Origin of the sequence: Paenibacillus sp. FSL R5-0914 (assembly GCF_038004525.1) — a bacterium.
GTDB lineage: Bacteria > Bacillota > Bacilli > Paenibacillales > Paenibacillaceae > Paenibacillus_AQ.
In genome coordinates this window covers 312,341-334,576 of the sequence record NZ_JBBORH010000002.1, presented here as the reverse complement: position 1 = coordinate 334,576, position 22,236 = coordinate 312,341, and the positions used below count along the sequence as shown (strand labels likewise).

Sequence of the window (22,236 nt, the reverse complement as noted above, 5' to 3'; positions counted from 1 at the left end):
ATATTTTATCCTTTCAAACCACTGGTGCTGATTCCTTCCACAATCTGCTTTTGAAAGATAAAGAAAATAATCATGACGGGTGCCAAGCTAAGAACGGACATGGCGAACATGGGTCCCCAGTTGGACACGGACTCACTGTCGAGGAACATTTTCAGCCCCATAGAAACTGTATATTTAGATGGAGAGTTCAGGTACAACACTGGCCCAAGCAGGTCTTCCCAGCGCCAATAGAAGGAAAAGATCGCTGCAGTAGCCATAGATGGACGGATGAGTGGGAGAATGATTCTGAAGTACAGACCAAATTTCCCGCACCCATCAATCGTAGCCGCTTCGTCAAGTTCAACAGGTATTGTCCGAATAAACTGCAGCATTAGGAAAATAAAGAACGGAACACCGAAGAACTGTGGAACCACGATCGGCTTGATACTATCGAGCCATTCCAATTTCGCATAGATGATATATTGCGGGACTAGCACTACATCTGAAGGAAGCATAAGCGTCATCATCATGATACCGAACCATAAGCCATGCCCTACAAACTTATTACGTGCAAATCCGAAGGCTACCAGTGAAGAAGAAACCACCGCTCCTAGAGTGGCTACAACGACAATAATTAATGAATTCTTTATGAAGACACCAAAGGAATATCCGGCAATCCCTTCCCAGCCTTTAGCATAATTCCCCCATACCCATGGATCGGGAAGAAGCTGCTGAGCGGTAACGAATACAAGCCGGCTCTCTTTAAAAGAGCTCATGATCATCCACAAAATCGGATACAGCATAATGATAGCGAGGCCACCGATAAGAATGTGATACAGCGGCCATTTCAGTTTCATTTTCGCCATGGATTATTTTCCTCCTTCCGATTCGTAGAAGACCCACGATTTGGATGTCTTGAACAAAATTCCGGTCATGATGCCGACTAGCAACAACATCACCCACGCCATAGCTGAAGCGTAACCCATGTTATTAAACATAAAGGCCTGACGGAATAGATATAGAGAATACAACATCGTACCGTCCATTGGTCCGCCTTCACCTTTAGAGATAATATAAGCTGGAACAAAGGTCATAAATGCACTGATCGTCTGCATGACTAGATTGAACAGAATAACTGAGCTTAGGAGGGGTATTGTAATCTTAAAGAACTTTCTGAAAAAGCCTGCTCCATCTACACTAGCTGCCTCGTACATTTCACCAGGAATATTCTTTAGACCTGCCAGAAAGATCAACATGGATGAACCAAATTGCCACACGGATAAAGTGATCAACATAATAAGCGCAGCGCTCGGATTACCAAACCAACTTACTGGACCAAGGCCTAAAAAACCGAGCATGCCATTAATAATTCCAGTATCACTAAAAATATTACGCCACATGATGGATACCGCCACACTGCCACCTATAATAGAAGGTAAATAATAAGTTGTACGATAGGCTCCGATCATGCGCGATTTAGTATTTAGAATCATAGCCACAAATAATGCAAAGGTGAGACGTAAAGGCACACCAATAAATACGTAAAGCAGCGTCACCTTTAGTGAATGTAAATATTTCGGGTCATTCGAGAACATTTTGATGTAATTATCAAATCCGATCCATTTAGGTGGAGCGAACAAATTGTATTTGGTAAAAGAAAGATAAAGAGAAATGATCATCGGGATCAACGTGAAGCAAAGGAAGCCAATGACGAATGGACTGATAAAGGCATATCCTGTAAGGTTGCTTCGTAAACTCCGGCCTGTTAGCTTCTTTTTCTTAAAAGCCAGCGGATTCGAAGGAAGGGGATTCGTGGATGCCAAGGGTCTCCAACTCCTTTTTATGTGAATAATAAGGGAAACGGACTGCCGCCTAACCAAATGGCATGCCGTTTCCCATGTTAGACGCAGTATAGTTATCTGTTACCTTCTATTACCGGCTGGAGAGAATAGCGTTCGCTTCTTTTCGGAACTGTGCGGCGGCGGCGGCTGGGTCAATCTTGCCGAAGTTCATTTGTTCAGCAAGGTCTGTAAGGAGTGCTACTACCTCTGGCGATCCAACTGGCGGACTCATTGGAGAAGTAGTAGGCTCCATGTCAGCTACGAATTTAAATACTTGCTTACCGGAATCCGTTAATTGTGAAGCTACAGATTCTTTGATTTTGCTTGAAATTGGCACACCACGTTCGCCTTTGATTAAATTGTTGGCTTCGGGATCATTAATCCAGAAATCAACGAACTTCGCTGCTTCTTCCTTCACTTTTGAGTTAGAAGTAACCGACCAATACATACTTGGCTGCATGTAGAGTCCTTTTTCCATATCCGGACCAGGCATTTGTGCCAGTGCCATAGGGCGATTTACAGCGATTTGCAAAGCAACATATTGGTTCGACCATTGCCATACGCCGATGCCTGTTCCTTTAACAATATCAGACTCTTCGATAACGCCTTTGTTTTGGCTCAGTTTGTCTTGGGATGGAACCGCTCCATCTTTAATTAAACCAGACAACATTCCGAAAAAGTCAGTGAACAAGGCATCATCCTCATATCCAAGCGCTGAACCATCATTGTTATAAAGTGCCAGCCCTTTTGTACGCAGATAATAGTTGAAGAATACGTCAGCTGCCATAGAACCGTCGATATACAGTCCAGCTGATTTAGCTTTCGCAGCAATTTCTTTGTATTGATCCCAAGTCCAGTTCTCAGGAATGGAATCCACCCCTGCCTTCTTTAGCAATTCTGGGTCATATTGAAAACCAAGTACGTTAACGCCTAATGGAATTCCGAATTGCTTCTCATTGATTACCCCAGTACTAAGGACGTTCTCATTCACATCGCCGACTTGTATCTGAGAGTTCAAATAAGGCTTCAAATCTTCGAGCTGTCCGTTAGACCCATATTGATTAATATAAGAAATATCCATTTGAACGATATCAGGAAGTCGATTCGCTGCTGCTTGAGGGGCAAGCTTCTTCCAATAATCATCGAATGAAGCATATTCAGGTTCAATCGTTACATTCGGGTATTTGGCTTCATACATATCAATCACTTGTTGTGTATAAGAATGCCGTGTATCTCCACCCCACCAAGCTATACGCAGAGTTACGGGTTCTGCTGAAGTTGTAGCTGCGGGTTTCGTTTCTGAAGGCGTGTTTGTAGCGGAATCCGTAGCGGCAGCACTATTATTGTTATTACCTCCACCACAACCAGCTAACATCGATGACAACAACAATGGTACGGCTAGTAAAGCGAATCTCTTTTTCAAATTCATGTCCCCTTTTCCTATAATAGTATAAAGGCTCTGATCCCTTTAGGTAGCGCTTTCATGTATAAATCTTCTCAAATATTCAGTAATTGTTGAATACAAAAAACCGTCTTGTTTGTTCAATAATCAGTTCCCTTGAGAGGGTTTCATAAATTCTGTGGGTGTCTGCCCAGTTACTTTTTTGAACACTTGACTAAAATACTGTGCATTCCCACCGAAGCCGAACATTTCAGCGAGCTCAAATACTCTTACATCACCACTATGCATAATGTGTTCTGATGCTTTAGTAATCCGGTAATTGGTAACGTAATTAGAGAATTTCTCCCCCGTGATTTTCTTGAATATTTTCCCGAGATAATCAGGATTCATATATAACATCTCAGCAGCGACTGAGCTAAGTGACAGTTCCGCATTCTTATAATCATCCGCAATAATTTTGAACATTTTATCTACGATTAAGGATTGGCGACAGCGAAAATGACGATCATACATCGCTGTCAAACGAGCAGCAGCATCTTTTACATAGGCTTTAAGACCACTTAAAGTCCTGATCTCAGCCAGTTCCACCATACTTGAAGTAAAGGTATTTCTTTCATCAGGGACGGCTAGACGTATCATCGCAGAATACAATTGTAAAACATAAGATCGCGTTACATTAATATCCACACGCTGTTCAGCTAGCAGATTAAATAACCGCTCTAATTCAAATTCTACTGCACTTTGTTCGCCCGCCTTAATCAGCAGACAGATTTGCTCTTCATCTAGTTCAATGTCATTTCTTCCGCTTAGTTCATCACTAGGAATATCACTTCCTGTGATCAAACCTCCCTCTTCCATATAAAAACAGTGGTTAAGGCATTGCAGAGTCTGACGATACAATCTCCGTGAATGTATCATGAAGTCCGCATCACTAATCGCAATGGTTACATCCACTTTATAAAATTTGTAGAACATTTTCCTTACATCAGAAATTCGTTCAAGCAGTGTACTATTCAGCGCAGCCTCTCCTTCGACTTCCATTAGTGTCAGAATAAATCCGCCTATCCTTGTACTAAGCAGCGTTTCTTGCAGCATATCCTGTGCAATATTTTGCAAAGCAAATAGTTGCTCATATTCATAAGAACCTTCCAGTCTGAACAAGATCAAACGCACCACTTTGTCATTTAATTCGATGCCTAGCAGCTCCTGATAATACTCTAAATCTTGACTCCCGTACGTTTTGTTAGAGATCCATTCCTTCAAAAATTGTTCCTTTACATGCGGTAGAACTTTAGTAAAACGTTGCTTCATATCATTTACAAATTCCATCCGGCCCTTAAGTTCATCGAGCTCTGCTACCAGTTCAACTAACGCATCATGAATTTGATTCTCGTTGCACGGCTTAAGCAGATAATGTTTCACTCCATGCTGCATAGCGATACAGGCGTAGTCAAAATCCTTATACCCCGTCAACATAACGAACTTTACCTCAGGAAACCGTTCACTGCATTTCTGCACCAAGCCTAGTCCATCCAATCCGGGCATGGAAATATCAGTAATCACTATTTCAGGGCGAAGCTCCTCTATTTTCTCTAAGGCTTCTATCCCGTTTCGCGCAGTACCCACAAGTTCCGTTCCTGCCTGTGCCCAGTCCACTACCTGAGATATGCCTTCTAGTATCAACCGTTCATCATCAACCAGCAGTAACTTATACATTCTCTTGCACTCCTTTTAAATAAGGTATACGTACATGTATTGTCGTTCCTTGACCTGGCTCACTTTCAATCACTGTACCCCATTCTGGGCCAAATACGATTTGAATACGCTCTGCGATGTTCGCTAACCCAATGCCTTCGCCACGTGTCTTAACTCTTCCCTGCTGTAAATCTTTGATGAACTCGGCACTCATCCCCGGCCCATTATCACTAACAAGAATATCAAGGCCCTGTTCTTCCTCACTTACGGTTATAGAAATCGTGCAAGGCTCGATATTAGGCTCCAATGCATATCGGATCGCATTCTCGATCAACGGCTGAAGCGTCAGCTTCGGAATTAAAGCGTCATGCAAATGCTCTGGAAAATCCATGCGGAAATCAAGTCTCTCGTCAAATCGTGTCTTCTGGATAATGACATAATTGCGCACAATGGTGAGCTCTTTTTCAATCGTAATCAACGGGTCTTTAAGACCAATCGAACTGCGAAACAAATAGCCAAGCGCTTCTACCATTTCAGAGATTTTAGCTTGCTTGTTCATCTTCGCTAACCAATTGATCGATTCAAGTGTATTGTACAAAAAATGCGGATTGATCTGTGCCTGCAGTGCTTTAAGCTCGGTCTCTCTAATAATGAGCTGCTTCGCATAATTCTCATCGATAAGTTCTCTGATTCTGCGGATCATCATTTTAAAGGTTCTGTTAAGCTGACTTACCTCGTCCTGCGCAGTTTGTGAAACGACACCTAGCGACTGTTCCTCCAGATTATCCAGATCTCCCTTTTCGATTTGTTTCATTTTTTTGGTCAGCTTTGAAATCGGGCGTACAATACTTCGGGCTAATCGATAGCCTAAGAGCAATCCAATTAGTAATATGAGCGCGAATATGATGACGACCAATTTTTTTACAAAAGTAATATGTTTGAACATCTCATTGAAGGGGGTCGCATTGATATACATCCATTCCATATAAGATGATTTAGTCTTCGTTATAAAATATGTTCCTTCTTCATACTTAGCCGTACGATAAAGTTCGGAACGTTCCGTTTCCGCTTTAAGCTCATTTGGCAGCAACATTGGAGTTTGGGGATAAACCGCTAGCCCTGAAGCCGCATCTGCAACAATCAACTGATCGCCATCCGAAGTGTTACTAGTGCTATCTGCAATAATACGATCAATCCGAATTCGAATGACTAACGTTCCTAAATCGTCCAGCGTAAAGGTTGATCCGGTGTAAGATTTAATCTGCCGAACAGCCAGGAGTGAATTCTTATTCCCTTGGGGATACCACACAATACTACCGCTAGCTTCCTTAGCCAGAGGCTTTAATTGATCCTGGAGATCCTGTGATACACCTTCCCGATTACCCGCAGTCATAGCGCCGCCATTCGTATCCAACAACATCATGGAATAAACGTATTTCTCTGCTCCTGCAAAGGCAACTAACCTGTTAATGATTTTATTATGTAGGACCTGCCGCTCATATGGTTGAGGATCATCCTGCAACTGGCGAAGACATTCCTGAATTTGCTCATCAGAGACCACTGTAAAAGAAAGTTGTTCCAGCTCTCTCAAAGTACTCTCTATACTGATAGATGACATTCCCAGCACTTCAGATGCCTTTTCATAGATTTGCTTGTCATAAATTCGATAAACATACTGCAGGACGGTTAAAGAGAACAGAAAGGACAGCAGCAGCAAAAATGAAATGATCAATATCATTTTATTAAAAATTCCTGAACTCCTGTAAGCGCTAACATTCTTCCAAAACATAAGCATCCTCCAATTCACTCCAAACCCTTATTATGGGAAGTAATATTTATCATCACTATATCCTATCATAAATGATATTGAAGCATTTGGGAAAACTTACAACAAAAAGGACTTAAAGCGAAATCCAGAGTCAGAATTCACTTTAAGCCCCTATCCTGAGCCTAAGATACTCCTATAAAAGACTAACCAAGCATCATTCGATCATCCGCCAGTTTATGACCACTGATGGTCTCAAATTCTCCCAGCAGGCGTTCTACCGTAAGATCCTTTTTCCTTGTTTCATCAATATCAAGGATAATACGGCCTTTATCCATCATGATAAGACGATTGCCAAGACGTATAGCCTGCTCCATGTTATGGGTAACCATAAGCGTAGTCAGCTTCATCTCACGGACGATAGACTCTGTCAGTTTAGTAATCAGCTCCGCTCGTGAAGGATCAAGTGCCGCTGTATGTTCGTCTAATAACAAGATTTGCGGCTGGGTAAAGGTTGCCATTAGCAAACTCAGTGCTTGTCTCTCCCCACCAGATAATAACCCTACCTTTGCTCGCAGACGATTCTCCAATCCAATCCCGAGACGACTTAACTCCTCACGAAACATCGTCCGTCTCGCTGCATTTACACCAAACGATAGTCCTCTACTCTTCCCTCTTTTGTAAGCCATCGCTAAATTTTCTTCAATCGTCATCCGTGGAGCCGTACCTGCCATCGGGTCCTGAAAAACCCGTCCGATCCAGCGACTGCGCTGATATTCTGCTAAATGGCTGATCGAATTCCCTTCAATACTTGCTGAACCAAGATCCGGCTTCATCACACCAGAAATAATGTTCATTAGCGTTGATTTACCAGCACCGTTGCTTCCAATAATGGTAACAAAGTCACCGGGAAGAAGCTCCAAATCAATGCCAAGTAGCGCGATCTTCTCATCCGGTGTTCCAGGATTAAACAGCTTAGATACGTTATCCAGTTTAAGCATCGATGGTGCCTCCTCTCTTGCTGCTAAACGCTTGTTCAGCTAATTCAAGCGAACGTTTACGCGCCATATTCTTCTGCTTCAAGAAACGCTGAATCGATGGGAATACAAGTGCGAAAATAACGATAATCGCCGTAATCAGCTTAAGATCCGAAGGTCTCAACCATGGTACATACAAGGCTAGTGCAACTACGATTCGGTAAACAATAGATCCCAGAACAACTGCCAACGTCGCACGGAATACATTTCCAGCACCGAAAATGGCTTCACCAATGATTACCGAAGCTAATCCGATAACAATCATCCCTATTCCCATTGAGGAATCCGCAAAAGTGGAATACTGAGTGATCAATGCACCTGAAAGTGCCACCATTCCGTTGGATAAACTGACTCCGAGAATTGTCGTATTATCTGTGTTTACACCCAGACTACGGATCATTCTTGCATTATCTCCGGTAGCCCTTAAAGCAAGCCCAAGATCAGTACGCAAGAATAAATCCATTAGAATTTTCACGAATAAAACAATAAAAGGAAGAACAAGAAGTGGATTGATGGACGAGAACAACGTGGTATCACCCATTAGTGACCAGTTAGGTTTACCGCCAAAAATTCTCAGATTGATGGAATAAAGTGCGATCATCATTAGAATCCCGGATAACAATCCATTAATCTTGCCCTTCGTATGTAGTAGACCCGTACACATTCCTGCCAGCATCCCACCTGCAATAGCAGCAAGCGTGGCTAACCAGGGTGCATAACCATTGGTAATCATAACGGCAGCAATAGCGCCGCCAGTAGTAAAGCTTCCATCTACAGTCAAATCAGGAAAATCCAAAATGCGAAAAGTAATATACACCCCTAAAGCCATAAATGCATAGAGCAACCCCATTTCCACAGCCCCGAGCATTGAATCATACATAGAAGTCTTCTCCTTTCAAGCATCAAGGGGCGCCCTCATGGAATCGCCCCTATAGAATGTCTTATTGAATAATATTGTTAGCTTGATCGGTAACTTCTTTTTTCATCGCATCCGTCACTTCTATACCTTGTGCGGCAGCGGCTTTAAGGTTAAGGATAAGATCGAGCTTTTCTTGCATCGTTACTTTCATATCTGCTGGCTTTTTACCATTCTTCAGAATGTCCACTGCCATTTGTCCAACTTGGTAACCATGGTCGAAATATTTGAAGCCAACGGTTGCAAATGCGCCTTTTTCAACGGTATCCCGGTCGCTGGAGAAGAACGGAATTTTCTTATCATTAGCTGTTTGAATAATCGTATCAACAGCACTCACTACTGTGTTATCCAAAGTAATGTAGAATGCATCTACACGACCAGCGAGTGATTCAGCAGCTTGCTTCACTTCAGAAGTATTTGTGATGGCTGCCTTCACAAGCTCAATGCCATGTTTATCCAGCTCTTTCTTAGCAATATCCGCCATAATTACAGCATTTGGTTCACCCTCATTGATAACAATGCCCAGCTTCTTCACATTAGGAAATTGAGTAGCAATGAATTGCATTAATCTATTAATAGCTTCAGGATTCGTATCTGATACACCAGAAACATTTCCACCTGGGTGCTCCAGATCAGTTACGATCTTTGCATCGAGTGGATCAGTCACTGCTGCGAACAGTATCGGAGTGTCCTTACTTGATTTACTAAGCGCTTGAACAACCGATTGAGCAGAAGGTGTCGCAATAGCCAATACCAAATCATTAGTGTCAGCAGCAATCTTCTGAGCAATGGTCAAGTTATTCGCAGGGTCAGCTTGAGCATTCTCAAGGTCAACCTTCAGGTTCTCTCCTTCAACAAGCCCGGCATCCTTCAAAGCAGCAAGAATACCTTCGCGTGTAGCATCAAGTGATGGATGTTCAACGTATTGCGAAATTGCGATTTTGTACGTTTTGGAATCAGCGGTTCCGGCATTCGTTGGCGCATTACCAGTGTTTGTTGCGTTTCCTGAATTTACAGCGGCATTATTGTTGCCACAGCCAGCAGCTACTAGCATGAAGCATAAGCTTAAACCTGCAAAAATGTTTCTCTTTTTCATTAAAGTACCCCATTTCATTAGATTATTAACGCGTGCATCAAAGTGAGCGACTCAGCATTATCACTTTTATCGATAAAAGCATTAAAGCATAAGCTTACACGTACCTCACAATAATGATGGAAATCTATTAAACCTATATTATATGGAGGTTGTTTATCCGTCAATCACTTATCCTACTTCCATAGATTACAAATTTTATAGCGCATAACTCACCAATATAGGAAGGACTTGGTTATGTCTTACAGTGATTGCCTTCGGCCTCATTACATAAAAAAAAGCCCCCTGCACAAACTTAAACTACAGTTTGAACATGGAGCGTGTCATATGCCTAATAACCACAAAAAATTACTATCCACTGCTACTGTATTGCTCGCTGCCGTTTTATCAAGTACCGCATGCGGTTACTCTTCACAATCACAAAAACCCAAGGTAAACGCCGTAACTCCCGATGGCATGCAAGCCTCAAGTTATTATGAAAAGTCCGCCATCACCGATGCTCAAGGAAAGTACTGGATTCCACTCAAACCTGCGATTACTTCACTTGGCTATCGAATGAAAGATGATGCTACTCATGGTGGATACACCAAAATTGGCTACAGTGATGTTATGTATATGCTGCGCCCTGGCTCTACTCAAGTCTTCTCCCTAGGTGAGAAAATCACATTACCGCAGGCACCTAGACGACAAGAAGGTCAAATCTATATCACACCGCTAGCTCTATCCAAATTTCTTCAAACGGAGGTGGGTTGGAATCCTCAGTCTGGTGAAATCAACATAGCCACACCGACCGACCATGAAGCTATTATAAAAACACCATCTACTAAGTCATTAAATGAAGCTAAACCATTTCACATTCAAAGTATTTCTGAAGCAGACAAGAAGGAATTAGTTACTTATGCCAAAAAATTCTTAGGTGTGCCTTATGAATTCGGTACCGGGCCTTATGAAGAGACTAAGAAATTTGATTGCTCTTCTTTTACAAGGCATGTATTCAAACAATTCAGTGTAAACTTACCGCGTTTAGCCAAGGATCAAGATAATATAGGTTCTCGCGTGCAACGCAGTGCACTAGATGTCGGCGATCTTATATTCTTCACTGTCCCAGGTCGGTTTGAAAGTGACGCTATACCCGGGCATGTCGGTATTTACATTGGGGATGGAAAGTTCATTCACACCTGGGGTGATCCCGGGGTTCAGATCAGTGAGCTTGACTCAGGGTATTGGAGCAACGTAATCCTGCATATGCAGCGCATTCTGTAACCCACATTCACTGGCTAAAGGCACCTATTAAGAAAGCCTGAATCCTCCACTATGGAAGGGTTCAGGCTTCTTTGTTGCAGCATAAATTGGTATTCTTAATCCCAGTTCTTGCCCTTGCCACTTAAACGTACAAACAGCTTTACAAACTCTACAATCACTATAATCGCCAGTGCTGCAGCAATTACAATTCCCCACTGTAACCCGCTTAAATGTGAGACACCAAACCAGTCATTCAGTCCTGGGATGATGATCACCAGCACCAGCATAAGTGTAGAGATCAGTGATGCCCACAGCATATACCGGTTGCTGAACCAGCCAATCTGGAACAACGATTTCGTATTGGATCTGACGTTAAATGCATGAGAAATTTGCAGCAATCCTAATGTGGCGAATGCCATCGTAACCGCAATTCCCTCATTGTAATGGGTATGTGCCCACTGGTATACAAACAACGTAAGCGCCGCCTCTAATATCCCCTGGTAGATGATCCCGATTCCCACGCCACCAGCAAAGATACTGCTGCTGGCTTTGCGTGGTTTCTTCGACATCAAATCATCCCCCGCCTTCTCAAGCCCAAGAGCTAATGCCGGTAGGGTATCGGTAACAAGATTAATCCACAGAATATGAATTGGCTCGAGTATACGCCAGCCGATCATGGTTGCAATGAATAGCGTAAGCACTTCCCCAAGATTGGCTGAGAGTAGGAACTGGATGGCCTTACGGATATTGCTGTAAACCTTCCGTCCTTCTTCAACAGCAACAACTATGGTCGTAAAGTTATCATCAGCTAGCACCATATCTGAGACGCCCTTAGCTACATCCGTTCCTGTGATCCCCATCCCGACGCCGATATCTGATGATTTAAGCGCAGGAGCATCATTCACACCGTCACCAGTCATGGCAACAATCTTCCCTTTTTTCCTCCATGCCTTAACGATCCGAACTTTATGTTCAGGAGATACACGTGCATAAACCGAATAATTAGTGACTTTCTCAGCAAATTCCTCTTCACTGAATTTATCCAGCTCACTGCCGGTCAATACGCCCGTCTCATCTTCGATAATACCTAATCTTTTAGCAATGGCCGCTGCGGTATCTCGATGATCTCCTGTAATCATTACAGGTCTAATCCCTGCTTTACGGCAGATAGCTACCGCATCCCGTACTTCCTCTCGTGGAGGATCAATCATACCGACTAAACCGATAAATACAAGTTCTTTCTCCGTAGCTTCCGGGGAGAGGTTAGTCGGTAGCTGCTGTTCATCTCTGAAAGCAAATGCCAGCACCCTCAGTGCATCATTCGCAAGCATTGTATTACTTTCCATGATATGTCGTGAATGTTCATCATTAAAAGGAACGATCTCTCCATCCACGAAGATATGGCTGCATTTGGACAAAAGCACATCTGGTGCACCTTTCGTTAATACACGATAACGTCCGTTCTCAACTTCATGAATCGTCGTCATCAGCTTGCGATCGGAGTCAAATGGCAGTTCATTTTTACGTGGGAATTTCTTTTCTAAATCCCTTTTGTCAGTACCTATACTGAGCGCATAGTCCACTAACGCTGTTTCCGTAGGATCCCCGATAATCGCTTTACCACTCTTTGTTTGCGGGTCCTTAGCTCCTTCATTCCCTCCAGGTACTTCAGAGGAATTTCCTTCGTCAATGTTGGAATCATTACAAAGCGTCATAGCCTGAAGCAATAGTTCACCACCCGGTGTCCCTTCAACACCTTCAGCAGCTTCTTTCGTAGTTCCATTGACATGCACTTTTTCGACAGTCATCTTGTTTAGAGTCAAAGTACCTGTCTTGTCAGAGCAAATAATTTCGGTGCTTCCGAGCGTCTCTACAGCGGGGAGTTTGCGAATGATCGCTTTACGTTTAGCCATCCGCTGCACTCCGAGTGCCAAGATAATCGTCACAATTGCTGGCAGTCCTTCAGGAATCGCTGCTACTGCAAGTGAGATCGAGGTGAGAAGCATATCCAGCAGCTCTCTACCCTCAAATATACCGACGGCAAAAATGACTACACAGACACCAAGAATAATAAAGGTGAAATATTTTCCTAGTTCATCCAGTTTCTTTTGCAGCGGTGTTACATCATTCTCTTCCTCCGAGATAAACCCAGCAATCCTGCCGACTTCAGTCTGCATTCCTGTAGCTGTGACGACACCAACCGCTCTACCGTAAGTTACATTGCTGCTCATATATGCCATATTGGTGCGATCCCCGATAACAATATCGCTTCCTTCAAGCACACCTACCTTCTTTTCTGAAGGTAATGATTCTCCGGTTAATGCGGCTTCCTCTGTTTTCAAAGAAGCAGCTTCTAACAGTCTAATATCCGCCGGAACTACATTTCCAGCTTCCAGCAATACGATATCCCCTGGTACGAGATCTTCACTTTTAATCTCTGAGACCTGACCTCCACGTCGCACTCTGGCATGCGGAGAGGACATACTTTTCAGGGCATCTAGCGCCTGCTCTGCCTTATTTTCCTGAATAACGCCAAGTACCGCATTCAGGATGACTACCAACAAAATAATGACTGTATCTGTCCATTCTCCCAAAACCCCAGACAATACTGCCGCCACTAGCAAAATAAAGATCATTACATTTTTAAATTGTTCAATAAATTTTCCTAGCAGAGATTTGGTTTTTGCTTCTTGAAGTACGTTCTTCCCATACTGCTCCAGAAGTTTAGCGGCTTCACCGGAAGACAAACCATCTTTCCTTGTTTCCAGCCTTTTGAGCACTTCTTCCTCACTTAGTGTATGAAAAGGTACCTGCCCCTGCGATTTTGGATCATTTGAGTTCAAGACAATAGCCTCCTTCCGGGATTGAGATTCTGGTAAAACCTCTCATATGAGTCTTACCCAAAAAAGGCATGGTGATTCTAGAACGTTATGTACAATTTTAGAAATTAAGCTGTTCCGTCTGCTTGACTCGATCAAAGCTCTTGAATCTAGTCCCTTGATAAAGGAGTTCTCCTCGATCCCCTTCTACAATCAGACCAAAATCCTGATCTCGAACCTGCAATTCCAAGCGTCCACCATCCTCAAACTCAAACGTCACATAATAACTAGTATGTGCGCTCGATTCACCCGAACCCCCCCATACCTCAGTCCGTTTCGTCACAGCTTTAGAGCTAGCTTTTATCAAGGGGCTTGCGTTGTTGGCTATCCAGCTTCTCACTGATTTATAAATTATAAAAACGAAAACACCTAGAATAAACAAAGCAAATAATTTAAAAAATAGAGGCATCTCATGAATGAAACTTCCGAAAAAGCTTCGTTTATCAAAACCGTTAAAATCCTGCCATTCGCTCAAATTTATTCCTCCTGACTGATACAAGATAATAAAAGTCTTCTTTTCTACGAAATACGTCATTTTTCCCGTTCGGTTTCTTGTTTTCATCGTTTTCAAATGAATTTTTTTCACAAAACAATTTGGAAACAAATGAAAAGGTATGGTATGCTTTTTATACTACATACAGTTGGGAGGTGTTATTTCGGTGCAATATATAGCGCGCTTGTCACTACTTTGGTTTCTTCGTATAGTCCTAATTCTAGGAATGATGTTTTCTTTTCCACCGGTTTGGTCTGGCGGATTATTCACTACGGAGCAAGAATCAACGACAACCGAAATTGAACGCTACGAGCGAAAGTTTATAGCTCCCGTAAGGACGGTACCCCAAATAACTCCTCAAATAGGAGCCATCAAAATAATTGAACAGTGGGGAACTAAATCTGTTGCGGTAGCCGCGATACTCCCTGTGCTTTCTTTTGTATTCCGTCCTGTGATCTATAAATTCTTGCTTCGACTGCGACTGTACCTGTTAAAATTCACTTCTCACTTTCTAATATCACGCAATGCGAATTTCATCTCTACCTTAAATGATTGTTACTGAAGGTCATTTAGAACTTCCATTGATAAAAATTCGAAGAAAACGAAATAATTATAAGACACCTAAATGCAGGGTAGACTTTCGTGGATTATAGAGAATCGGATTTACCGGGAATCGGTAAAATTTGTTATGCAAACTTACTTCTAGCATAGGAATCAAAATGGATCTATAAACTATTGGATACAGTATATAAATTAAAGAAGTGACATGCTGCTAAAATTATCCCAAAAAGCTGTCGCTTCCTACGAAAATGAATAAAGTTGTTTCCCCTGCTAAAGGAGGAAAAACATTGCAGACTAAGACAACACAACATAAACAATTACGTAAAAATTCAGTATTACGAGTTCTAACCGTTATTGCAGGAGCACTACTTGCCGCAGTAGGATTAGAGTTATTTCTCATACCACATGGGCTTGTAGTTGGTGGAATCACAGGTTTATCGGCATTATTCGCTCATACCACTGAAATGCGGTTGGGATTGTTTCTTTTTCTATTCAATCTACCTTTTATATTCATGTCTCGAAAGCAAGTGAATCTTCGCTTTGCTCTGTATACCGTTCTAGGATTAGCTTGCTTGACCATCGCTTCTCTTGCTCTACACCGTTTTCCTGCAGTGATTAGTGATCCTTTACCTGCTGCTATGGCAGGTGGCATCTGTTTAGGACTCGGTATCGGTATATCTGTCCGATTTGGTGGTGTGAACAAACATGCAAGTGATCAAGGATATTCACTTCTGAGTGGTGGACCGCCAAAGTCAACCGAAGTCGTCATCATGATTCTGAACTGTGCTATTTTGCTTATAGCAGGCACACTATTTGGCTGGGAGCAAGCCATGTACTCCATTATTGCTTACTTATTGGCCTTCGAAGGTGTGAGATTCTCACTCCGAGGGTTATCCGATTCACGCGCTGCATGGATTACCAGCAATTGTTGCATGGATATCCAGGAAGCTCTCGAAAACTCATTAAATCGAGAAGTTGGGCTTGCTGAAGGCTCCGGGCAAAATGGAGAGCTGAGCACATTGTTTTGTCTCATCAACAAAATGGAAGAACATCAATTGCGGACCATCGTCCTTAATTGTGATCCTGACAGCCAAATTGTGCTCAAATCAGCTGCCAGTGATCAAAGATTGAGTAACCTGCCATCCTAACTAATAGGGCAGAATGATGAGCATGGTGAGTAGGATGATTACGTCTTCTTTGTTTGAAGGTACACTTTATTATTCCACGTAAGATAAATAGCGTTTCTCCCGTGTATGGGGGAGCGCTACTTTTGCGTTATCAACCGAGGTTCTTTCGCTGGAATTGCGAAATCCTGCAAAAATACATCTTTTTGCACAGATTTCCGCTCTATTAAGTCCAAATACTGCAAATGTACAGGAATATCCTCATTTATAGCTCAAAAGCTTCTTCTGACGCAAGAATTCCTGCTGATTTGCAGGAATCAATACTTTAACCCTCCTCGTATCATCTAAAGATGTACTATTGCAGGATTTTCGCCGGAAAATTATTGGTTAGTCTACATTCGTCAGTCGGCGTTCATTAATCAACGTTAATGAGCCAGTGTTTGTTTGTCTGCTTTTCCCTAGAATTCATCCTTGGTTCACACAAAAAAAAGCTGTCTCAAAAGCAGCATTCACTACTTTTGAGACAGCCTCTACTCCTTTAGCTAGCTGAGAATTAGACCTAAGATCTAGCCTATACTCGCTAGCAAACTTTCCTAACGGAACATTCCCCACAAACGGATCAAGTGGAAGGTGTTGTTTGGATCAATTTTCTGAGCGATAATAAATTTCACAATTTGGTCTTCCTGCGTCGAGGTCAGTTTCTCGTTCAGTACACCTGACGCATTCCGTACCAACCTGCGAACAACTGCCGTGTCCTGTAGCTCTTGTTTCGAGACGCCGTTAATCATATTTTTAATACGATCTTTGACAGTCGCGTTTTTCATCTTCAGCTTGATGCGTTCCACGAGCTGAGGGCTAATTCCGAATTGTTGATAACCCAAGTGTAGCACCTCCCGTCATATCCAATCTTTCACAGTATATGAGGCTTAGGAGCTAGATGTGCCTACTTAGTCAATTAATTCCCCTTGGAAAATTTGCTCGCCTTGTAAATAATGCCGAAGAGGTGCATATTCAGGAGATGTCCAGAACTTCTCATCCTTAAGCAGCTCTGCCACATCATCACGCGCCTGCTCCAGCACTTCAAAGTCAGCCGTCATATCCGCCAAGCGAAACTCCGGTAATCCACTCTGCTTGGTTCCAAAAAAATCACCTGGACCACGCAGCTCCAAATCTCTCCGCGAAATCTCAAATCCATCATCGGTGTCCGTCATAGCAGTCATTCGTTCACACCCGATTTCAGATTTCGGATCAGCCACTAGTACACAATAAGAGGCATGCTGACCTCTACCAACCCGTCCACGAAGCTGGTGCAGCTGTGATAATCCGAACCGGTCTGCATCCATAATAATCATCAACGTGGCATTAGGAACGTCTACACCCACCTCTACAACCGTTGTGGATACTAAGAGTTGCAGTTCATTGTTGTAAAATGCTCGCATCACTTCATCTTTTTCAGCTGGAGACATCTTTCCATGCAAAAGCCCAACTTTATAGTTAGGAAAAGCTTGGCTCATCTGAATATGTAAATCTATAGCATTCTGTACATCCAGTTTCTCCGATTCTTCAATGAGCGGACAGATCAGATAAGCCTGACGTCCCAGCTCTATTTCACGCTTAATCAGATTCAGGACACGATCCATGAGATCATGCTTGACCCAATAACTAGTTATTGGCACTCGGCCTTTCGGTCTTTCCGACAGCGTGGATACATCCATATCTCCAAAAACAGAGATCGCAAGCGTACGTGGAATAGGTGTTGCAGTCATCGTAAGTACATCCGGATTATATCCTTTACGCCGCAATACACCTCGCTGGTTTACACCAAACCGATGCTGCTCGTCCGTAACTACAAGACCCAGATCACGGAAAAATACATCCTCCTGAATCAATGCATGCGTTCCTACAACAATATCGAGCATCCCCATTTGTAGTGAAGCTAACAATTCTTTACGTTTCCGTCCAGTTACGCTCCCTGTTAACAGACCAACCGTAATTCCAAACGGCTCAAACATCTTCGTAAGTGAACGCATATGCTGCTCTGCTAAAATTTCAGTGGGCACCATAAGCGCACCCTGAAAACCAGATCGCACGGTGGCAAAAAGCGCGACGGCAGCTAGTACCGTTTTGCCGGAACCCACATCACCTTGAAGCAGTCGATTCATGCAATATGGTGATCGCAGATCATGTAAGATCTCCAGCTCCACTCGTTTCTGAGCATCTGTAAGCTCAAAAGGTAAGCTGCGAACAAACTGGCGCACGGTTGCGTTATCTACAGTATGGACTACACCATCCATCCTACCGCGATTAAGTACCCGGAATGCCTGCATCTTCAACTGGAACAGAAACAACTCCTCATACACCATCCTGCGGCGTCCCTGCTGCCCTTCACGCGTATCCTCTGGCCTATGAATGGTAGCAATCGCCCGTTTACGGGGCATAAAATCATATTGCCGCATAATAGAATGTGGTAGTATCTCAGGAATTAGATCTCCATACTGCTGAAGCGCCTGATTAATACTTTTCCTGATCCACGACTGCGTGATCTTACCACCGACGGAATATACCGGCTGTAGGGTCCCTGTCTTCCCTTCCCCACGATCGGGGAATTCAAAATCCGTCACTGTAATTTGATTTCGCTTCTGATCCCATTTACCTGTGAGTACAATTTCTCTTCCCACAGTAAGTTGCTCACGCACGTAATGACGATTAAACCATGTAGCTGTGAACATCCAAGGCTCCGCAACCATTTTACAACTAAGTCGTGACTTGCCTCCAAAACGTTGCAGTACAGGGATACCGATCACTTTAGCCTCTGTAGTCACTTTATCCCCATGTTTGGTTTCACTCAGCGAGCGCGGGCGATAATCCTCATAACGGAACGGATAATACTCTAACAAATCCTTTACTGTAAAGACGCCAAAGGCGTGAAGCTCGCTTTGCTTTTGAGCACTCACGCCAGTTATGTTTTTTACTTCAATTTGATTTAATGACAGTGTCATATTCATCCCTCATTTTGCAGGCCAAATGAATACAGCTAACGTACCGTTTCCGACATGGCTGCCCACGACAGGGCCGACGTACGTCAGCACTTTCTCTTCTAGTGTAAAATGTCCTGACAGCTCTTTCAGGAACTCTTCACCGGAAGCCGGTTCAGCCGTATGACCCACGGCCACATTGATTTTGTCTACACCTTGAATATCCTTCTTAAATAATTCAATCATACGGGCAATAGCCTTCTTACGGCCTCTAACTTTCTCTACCGCATATATTATTCCTTCTGCATCAATAGACAGGATCGGCTTAATATTAAGAAGCGTTCCCAGAATGGCCGAGGCCTTTCCGATTCTCCCGCCTTTTTGTAAATATTCAAGTGTATCTACCAAGAAGTAAAGCTTACGAGATTGGCGCAGACTTTCTACAGCTTCAAGAATCGCTTCGGGACTCTTATCTTCAGCAGCCAATCTGGCGGCTTCCACCACCATAAATCCAAAACCGTAAGAAGCGGAGAGAGAATCTACTACAGTGATCCCTTCTCCCTCTTCCTCCAACATCGATTTAGCCAATAGTGCTGATTGGTACGTACCGCTTAGTCCAGAAGAAATATGAAACGAAAGGATAGGACTTCCCGGGTAACGTTCCAAAATATCTCGATACACATTCATGTATTCAACCGGTGAGGGTTGAGAAGTAGTCGGCAACTGTGACGAGCGGGGAAGTCGCTCATAGAACTGCTCCGGCGTCATATCCAGATTGTCCCGGAAAGCCTCTTCGCCGAACATCAAGGTCAAAGGGACGACCTCAATGCCATACGCTTCCGCCATTGCTGGCGGGATATCAGATGTGCTGTCGGTGACGATAATGGTACGATTCATGGATTATCTCCCCCATACTATAATTTTGCCAACTACGTAATTAGCAAGTTGCTCCTGAATTGTTATAGAACCCTCAGCATCTACCTATGGCTCTACGGAGAAAAGATAATAATAAAGGGGTTGGCCACCCTCATGAATCTCTACTTCCACATTCGGGTAAGTCTCTTCCAGCCACTCGCTTAAGGAATCTGTGACCTCAGAATCAGTTTCTGCTCCAATAAGGATCGTAACGATTTCATCGCCATTCTCAAGCATGTTGGACAGCAACGCCTGACTTGCAGCTAACAGATCATCTGCGGCAGCGACAATTTTGGAGTTCGAAATTCCGATAAATTGCCCGGATTTAATCTCCAGATCATCAAAGCTTGTATCACGGACAGCATTTGTTACTTGTCCCGACTTGACCTGTGAGATTGCTTCTAGCATGTTCCCAGAATTAGTCTCCACAGAATCCTCTTCTTGGAACGCGAAGGCTGCAGCGATTCCTTGAGGAATGCTTTTGCTTGGAATAACCGTAATCTCACGTTCGCCTTCCAAGAGCTCCTTAGCTTGCTGAGCGGCAAGAACAATATTAGAGTTATTCGGCAGAATGTAAACATGCTTCGCAGAGATGGAAGAAATCGCGTTCACGAAATCCTCTGTGCTAGGGTTCATAGTCTGACCTCCAGCTAGGACTACGTCCACACCGAGGCTTTTGAAAATATCTGCAATCCCAGCGCCTGATGATACTGCGATGAAGCCGTAAGGTGCCAAATCATCTGCTGGTGGTTCGGCTGGAGCTGATTGTACCCGGCTCTGTTCATCCGGCATATCGGCGAAAACATCTGGCATAGGTGCAATATCCATCCCTGCAGTTAACAAGTCACGGTGTTGCTCACGCATATTGAGAATATGAATCTGCGTAATTTCCCCATAGAGAAGTGCCAGATTCAAAACTTCACCTGGAGCCTTGGAATGCACATGCACTTTAATGGTTTCATCATCCGAAATTACAATAATGGAATCACCATTTACTGACAACGCTTTCCTAAAGGTTTCCTCATCAAAATCCGTTCTCACGTTACCACCTAACTGGCGATTAATGAAGAACTCCATATCATATAGAAATTCTATGTCCTCTGTAGAAAGCTGTGATTGTGCAGAAGACTGTACAGAAGACAGTTCGCTTTCAGGTTTCTTTAACACCGGTACCGGTGTTGGCACGACTGGTGCCTGAGGTTGTCCTTTTACAGGTTCAGACACACCGGAGCTTCCGCTCGTCAGATGCTGGTGAAACCCTTCATAAATATAGACCAGTCCTTGACCGCCAGAGTCTACGACACCGACTTGCTTCAAGACAGGCAATTGTTCCGGTGTATAGGCTAAGGCTTCCTTTGCTTTGGCCAATACCTCTGTCATGAGCTCTGTAACATCTGTAGTTCGGCGAGCATAGTAGACAGCATGTCTTGCAGCCTCTTTAGCCACTGTAAGAATAGTTCCTTCTACAGGCTTTACAACTGCTTTATAGGCTGCGTCAACTCCGCTTTGCAATGCAGCAGCAAATTGCTGTGTGTTTAGCTCATCATGTTGAGCTGCAGATCTGCTAAAGCCTCTGAACAATTGAGATAAAATAACTCCGGAGTTCCCCCGTGCGCCCATTAACAAGCCCTTAGAGAGTACACCTGCACATTGACCGACAGACGTTGTATTATTTTTCTTCAATTCATTCGAACCTGCGGTCATCGTCAAATTCATGTTAGTTCCGGTATCTCCGTCTGGAACCGGAAAAACATTTAGGGAATTGACGTGTTCTGCATGCTGTTGCAGCTTATCCGCTCCAGCCAATACCATAGCGGTAAAATCTGTTCCGTTTATAGAACGCTTACTCAATTGAGAATTCCCCTTCCTAACTTCATGCCTAATCATTCTATGATTAACAGGACATAATGCACTAATTTACATTGTACTATAAGTATTAAAAGAAATAAATGTTTTTGAATCGGTTGACGTAGCAAAATTTGCTGTGATATTATAGATAAGTATTGTTTTATGCAGGTGTTAGGAATAAGGAGGTGTAATCTATGTCCCGCAAATGTGCAGTAACAGGCAAGAAACCGAGCAGCGGCAACCACGTGTCTCACGCCAATAACCGCAACCGTCGTTCTTGGGGAGTTAACGTTCAGAAGGTCCGTATCCTCGTGAACGGTAAACCAAAACGCGTGTACGTCAGCACCCGTGCTTTGAAAGCCGGTAAAGTTGAACGCGTTTAGTCTTTTGCAATTTTAAAGACCGAGCGATCACTCATATGAAGCAAAAAGCACCCTTTACATTTGTAAGGTGCTTTTTTTCATGTTTTCT

Annotated in this window: 18 protein-coding genes; 4 read left to right on the top strand and 14 right to left on the bottom strand. The window is 43.3% G+C overall.

Translation table 11 applies throughout. The features are described 5' to 3' along the window. Positions 1-5 precede the first annotated feature (5 nt). From MKX60_RS17575 to MKX60_RS17540, 8 genes are all read right to left on the bottom strand, one after another. A complete protein-coding gene (locus MKX60_RS17575) occupies positions 6-845 on the bottom strand; it encodes a carbohydrate ABC transporter permease (RefSeq protein WP_042126927.1) in 840 nt (279 codons plus the stop codon). A gap of 3 nt (positions 846-848) precedes the next feature. Continuing rightward, on the bottom strand, positions 849-1,769 hold the full coding sequence (locus MKX60_RS17570) for a carbohydrate ABC transporter permease (protein ID WP_341061129.1): 921 nt from the start codon (positions 1,767-1,769) through the stop codon (positions 849-851). A 142-nt stretch (positions 1,770-1,911) separates the two neighbouring features. Next, positions 1,912-3,249, bottom strand: coding sequence for an extracellular solute-binding protein (locus MKX60_RS17565; protein ID WP_149644202.1), 1,338 nt, complete (start codon positions 3,247-3,249; stop codon positions 1,912-1,914). 120 nt (positions 3,250-3,369) lie between these two features. Next, positions 3,370-4,938 carry a response regulator transcription factor gene (locus tag MKX60_RS17560; protein ID WP_076282897.1) on the bottom strand — a complete coding sequence of 523 codons (1,569 nt, stop codon included), beginning with the start codon at positions 4,936-4,938 and terminating at the stop codon, positions 3,370-3,372. Then, positions 4,931-6,706 carry a sensor histidine kinase gene (locus MKX60_RS17555; protein ID WP_081382864.1) on the bottom strand — a complete coding sequence of 592 codons (1,776 nt, stop codon included), beginning with the start codon at positions 6,704-6,706 and terminating at the stop codon, positions 4,931-4,933. Before MKX60_RS17555 ends, MKX60_RS17560 begins: the two co-directional genes overlap by 8 nt. 182 nt (positions 6,707-6,888) lie before the next feature. Beyond that, positions 6,889-7,683 (bottom strand): ABC transporter ATP-binding protein, encoded by a 795-nt coding sequence (locus MKX60_RS17550; RefSeq protein WP_076282899.1) that lies wholly within the window; start codon positions 7,681-7,683, stop codon positions 6,889-6,891. Further along, a complete protein-coding gene (locus MKX60_RS17545; RefSeq protein WP_076282900.1) occupies positions 7,676-8,599 on the bottom strand; it encodes an ABC transporter permease in 924 nt (307 codons plus the stop codon). Before MKX60_RS17545 ends, MKX60_RS17550 begins: the two co-directional genes overlap by 8 nt. A 61-nt stretch (positions 8,600-8,660) precedes the next feature. Then, positions 8,661-9,731, bottom strand: coding sequence for an ABC transporter substrate-binding protein (locus tag MKX60_RS17540; protein ID WP_076282901.1), 1,071 nt, complete (start codon positions 9,729-9,731; stop codon positions 8,661-8,663). A 324-nt stretch (positions 9,732-10,055) separates the two neighbouring features. Between MKX60_RS17540 and MKX60_RS17535 the strand changes: the two genes are divergently transcribed. After that, complete coding sequence (locus MKX60_RS17535; RefSeq protein ID WP_076299451.1) at positions 10,056-10,991, top strand: C40 family peptidase; 936 nt, start codon at positions 10,056-10,058, stop codon at positions 10,989-10,991. Between the two features lie 95 nt (positions 10,992-11,086). Here MKX60_RS17535 and MKX60_RS17530 read toward each other — a convergent pair whose 3' ends face one another. After that, positions 11,087-13,813 (bottom strand): calcium-translocating P-type ATPase, SERCA-type, encoded by a 2,727-nt coding sequence (locus tag MKX60_RS17530; protein WP_341060553.1) that lies wholly within the window; start codon positions 13,811-13,813, stop codon positions 11,087-11,089. Positions 13,814-13,910: 97 nt separating this feature from the next. Beyond that, positions 13,911-14,324, bottom strand: a complete 414-nt coding sequence (locus MKX60_RS17525) for a DUF2500 domain-containing protein (protein WP_231573434.1) — start codon at positions 14,322-14,324, stop codon at positions 13,911-13,913. Positions 14,325-14,508: 184 nt separating this feature from the next. Here MKX60_RS17525 and MKX60_RS17520 point away from each other — a divergent pair, with 184 nt between their 5' ends. Both MKX60_RS17520 and MKX60_RS17515 read left to right on the top strand, forming a co-directional pair. Beyond that, positions 14,509-14,904 (top strand): hypothetical protein, encoded by a 396-nt coding sequence (locus MKX60_RS17520; protein ID WP_076282905.1) that lies wholly within the window; start codon positions 14,509-14,511, stop codon positions 14,902-14,904. A gap of 286 nt (positions 14,905-15,190) precedes the next feature. Beyond that, entirely contained in the window at positions 15,191-16,051 is an 861-nt protein-coding gene (locus tag MKX60_RS17515) for a YitT family protein (RefSeq protein ID WP_179085706.1), read from the top strand. Between the two features lie 569 nt (positions 16,052-16,620). Here MKX60_RS17515 and MKX60_RS17510 read toward each other — a convergent pair. From MKX60_RS17510 to MKX60_RS17495, 4 genes are all read right to left on the bottom strand, one after another. After that, positions 16,621-16,908, bottom strand: a complete 288-nt coding sequence (locus MKX60_RS17510) for a stage VI sporulation protein F (protein ID WP_042187408.1) — start codon at positions 16,906-16,908, stop codon at positions 16,621-16,623. Positions 16,909-16,974: 66 nt separating this feature from the next. Further along, on the bottom strand, positions 16,975-19,026 hold the full coding sequence (gene recG / locus MKX60_RS17505) for an ATP-dependent DNA helicase RecG (protein WP_341060552.1): 2,052 nt from the start codon (positions 19,024-19,026) through the stop codon (positions 16,975-16,977). A 9-nt stretch (positions 19,027-19,035) separates the two neighbouring features. Next, positions 19,036-19,899: a DegV family protein gene (locus tag MKX60_RS17500; RefSeq protein ID WP_341060551.1), complete on the bottom strand. Its 864-nt coding sequence runs from the start codon at positions 19,897-19,899 to the stop codon at positions 19,036-19,038. Between the two features lie 84 nt (positions 19,900-19,983). Further along, the gene (locus tag MKX60_RS17495) at positions 19,984-21,768 is read right to left on the bottom strand and encodes a DAK2 domain-containing protein (RefSeq protein ID WP_042187402.1); all 1,785 of its coding nucleotides are present in this window, start codon (positions 21,766-21,768) and stop codon (positions 19,984-19,986) included. Between the two features lie 191 nt (positions 21,769-21,959). On the opposite strand from MKX60_RS17495, the gene rpmB reads away from it, so the two are divergent. Further along, positions 21,960-22,148, top strand: a complete 189-nt coding sequence (rpmB, locus tag MKX60_RS17490; protein WP_036686205.1) for a 50S ribosomal protein L28 — start codon at positions 21,960-21,962, stop codon at positions 22,146-22,148. Positions 22,149-22,236: the final 88 nt, after the last annotated feature.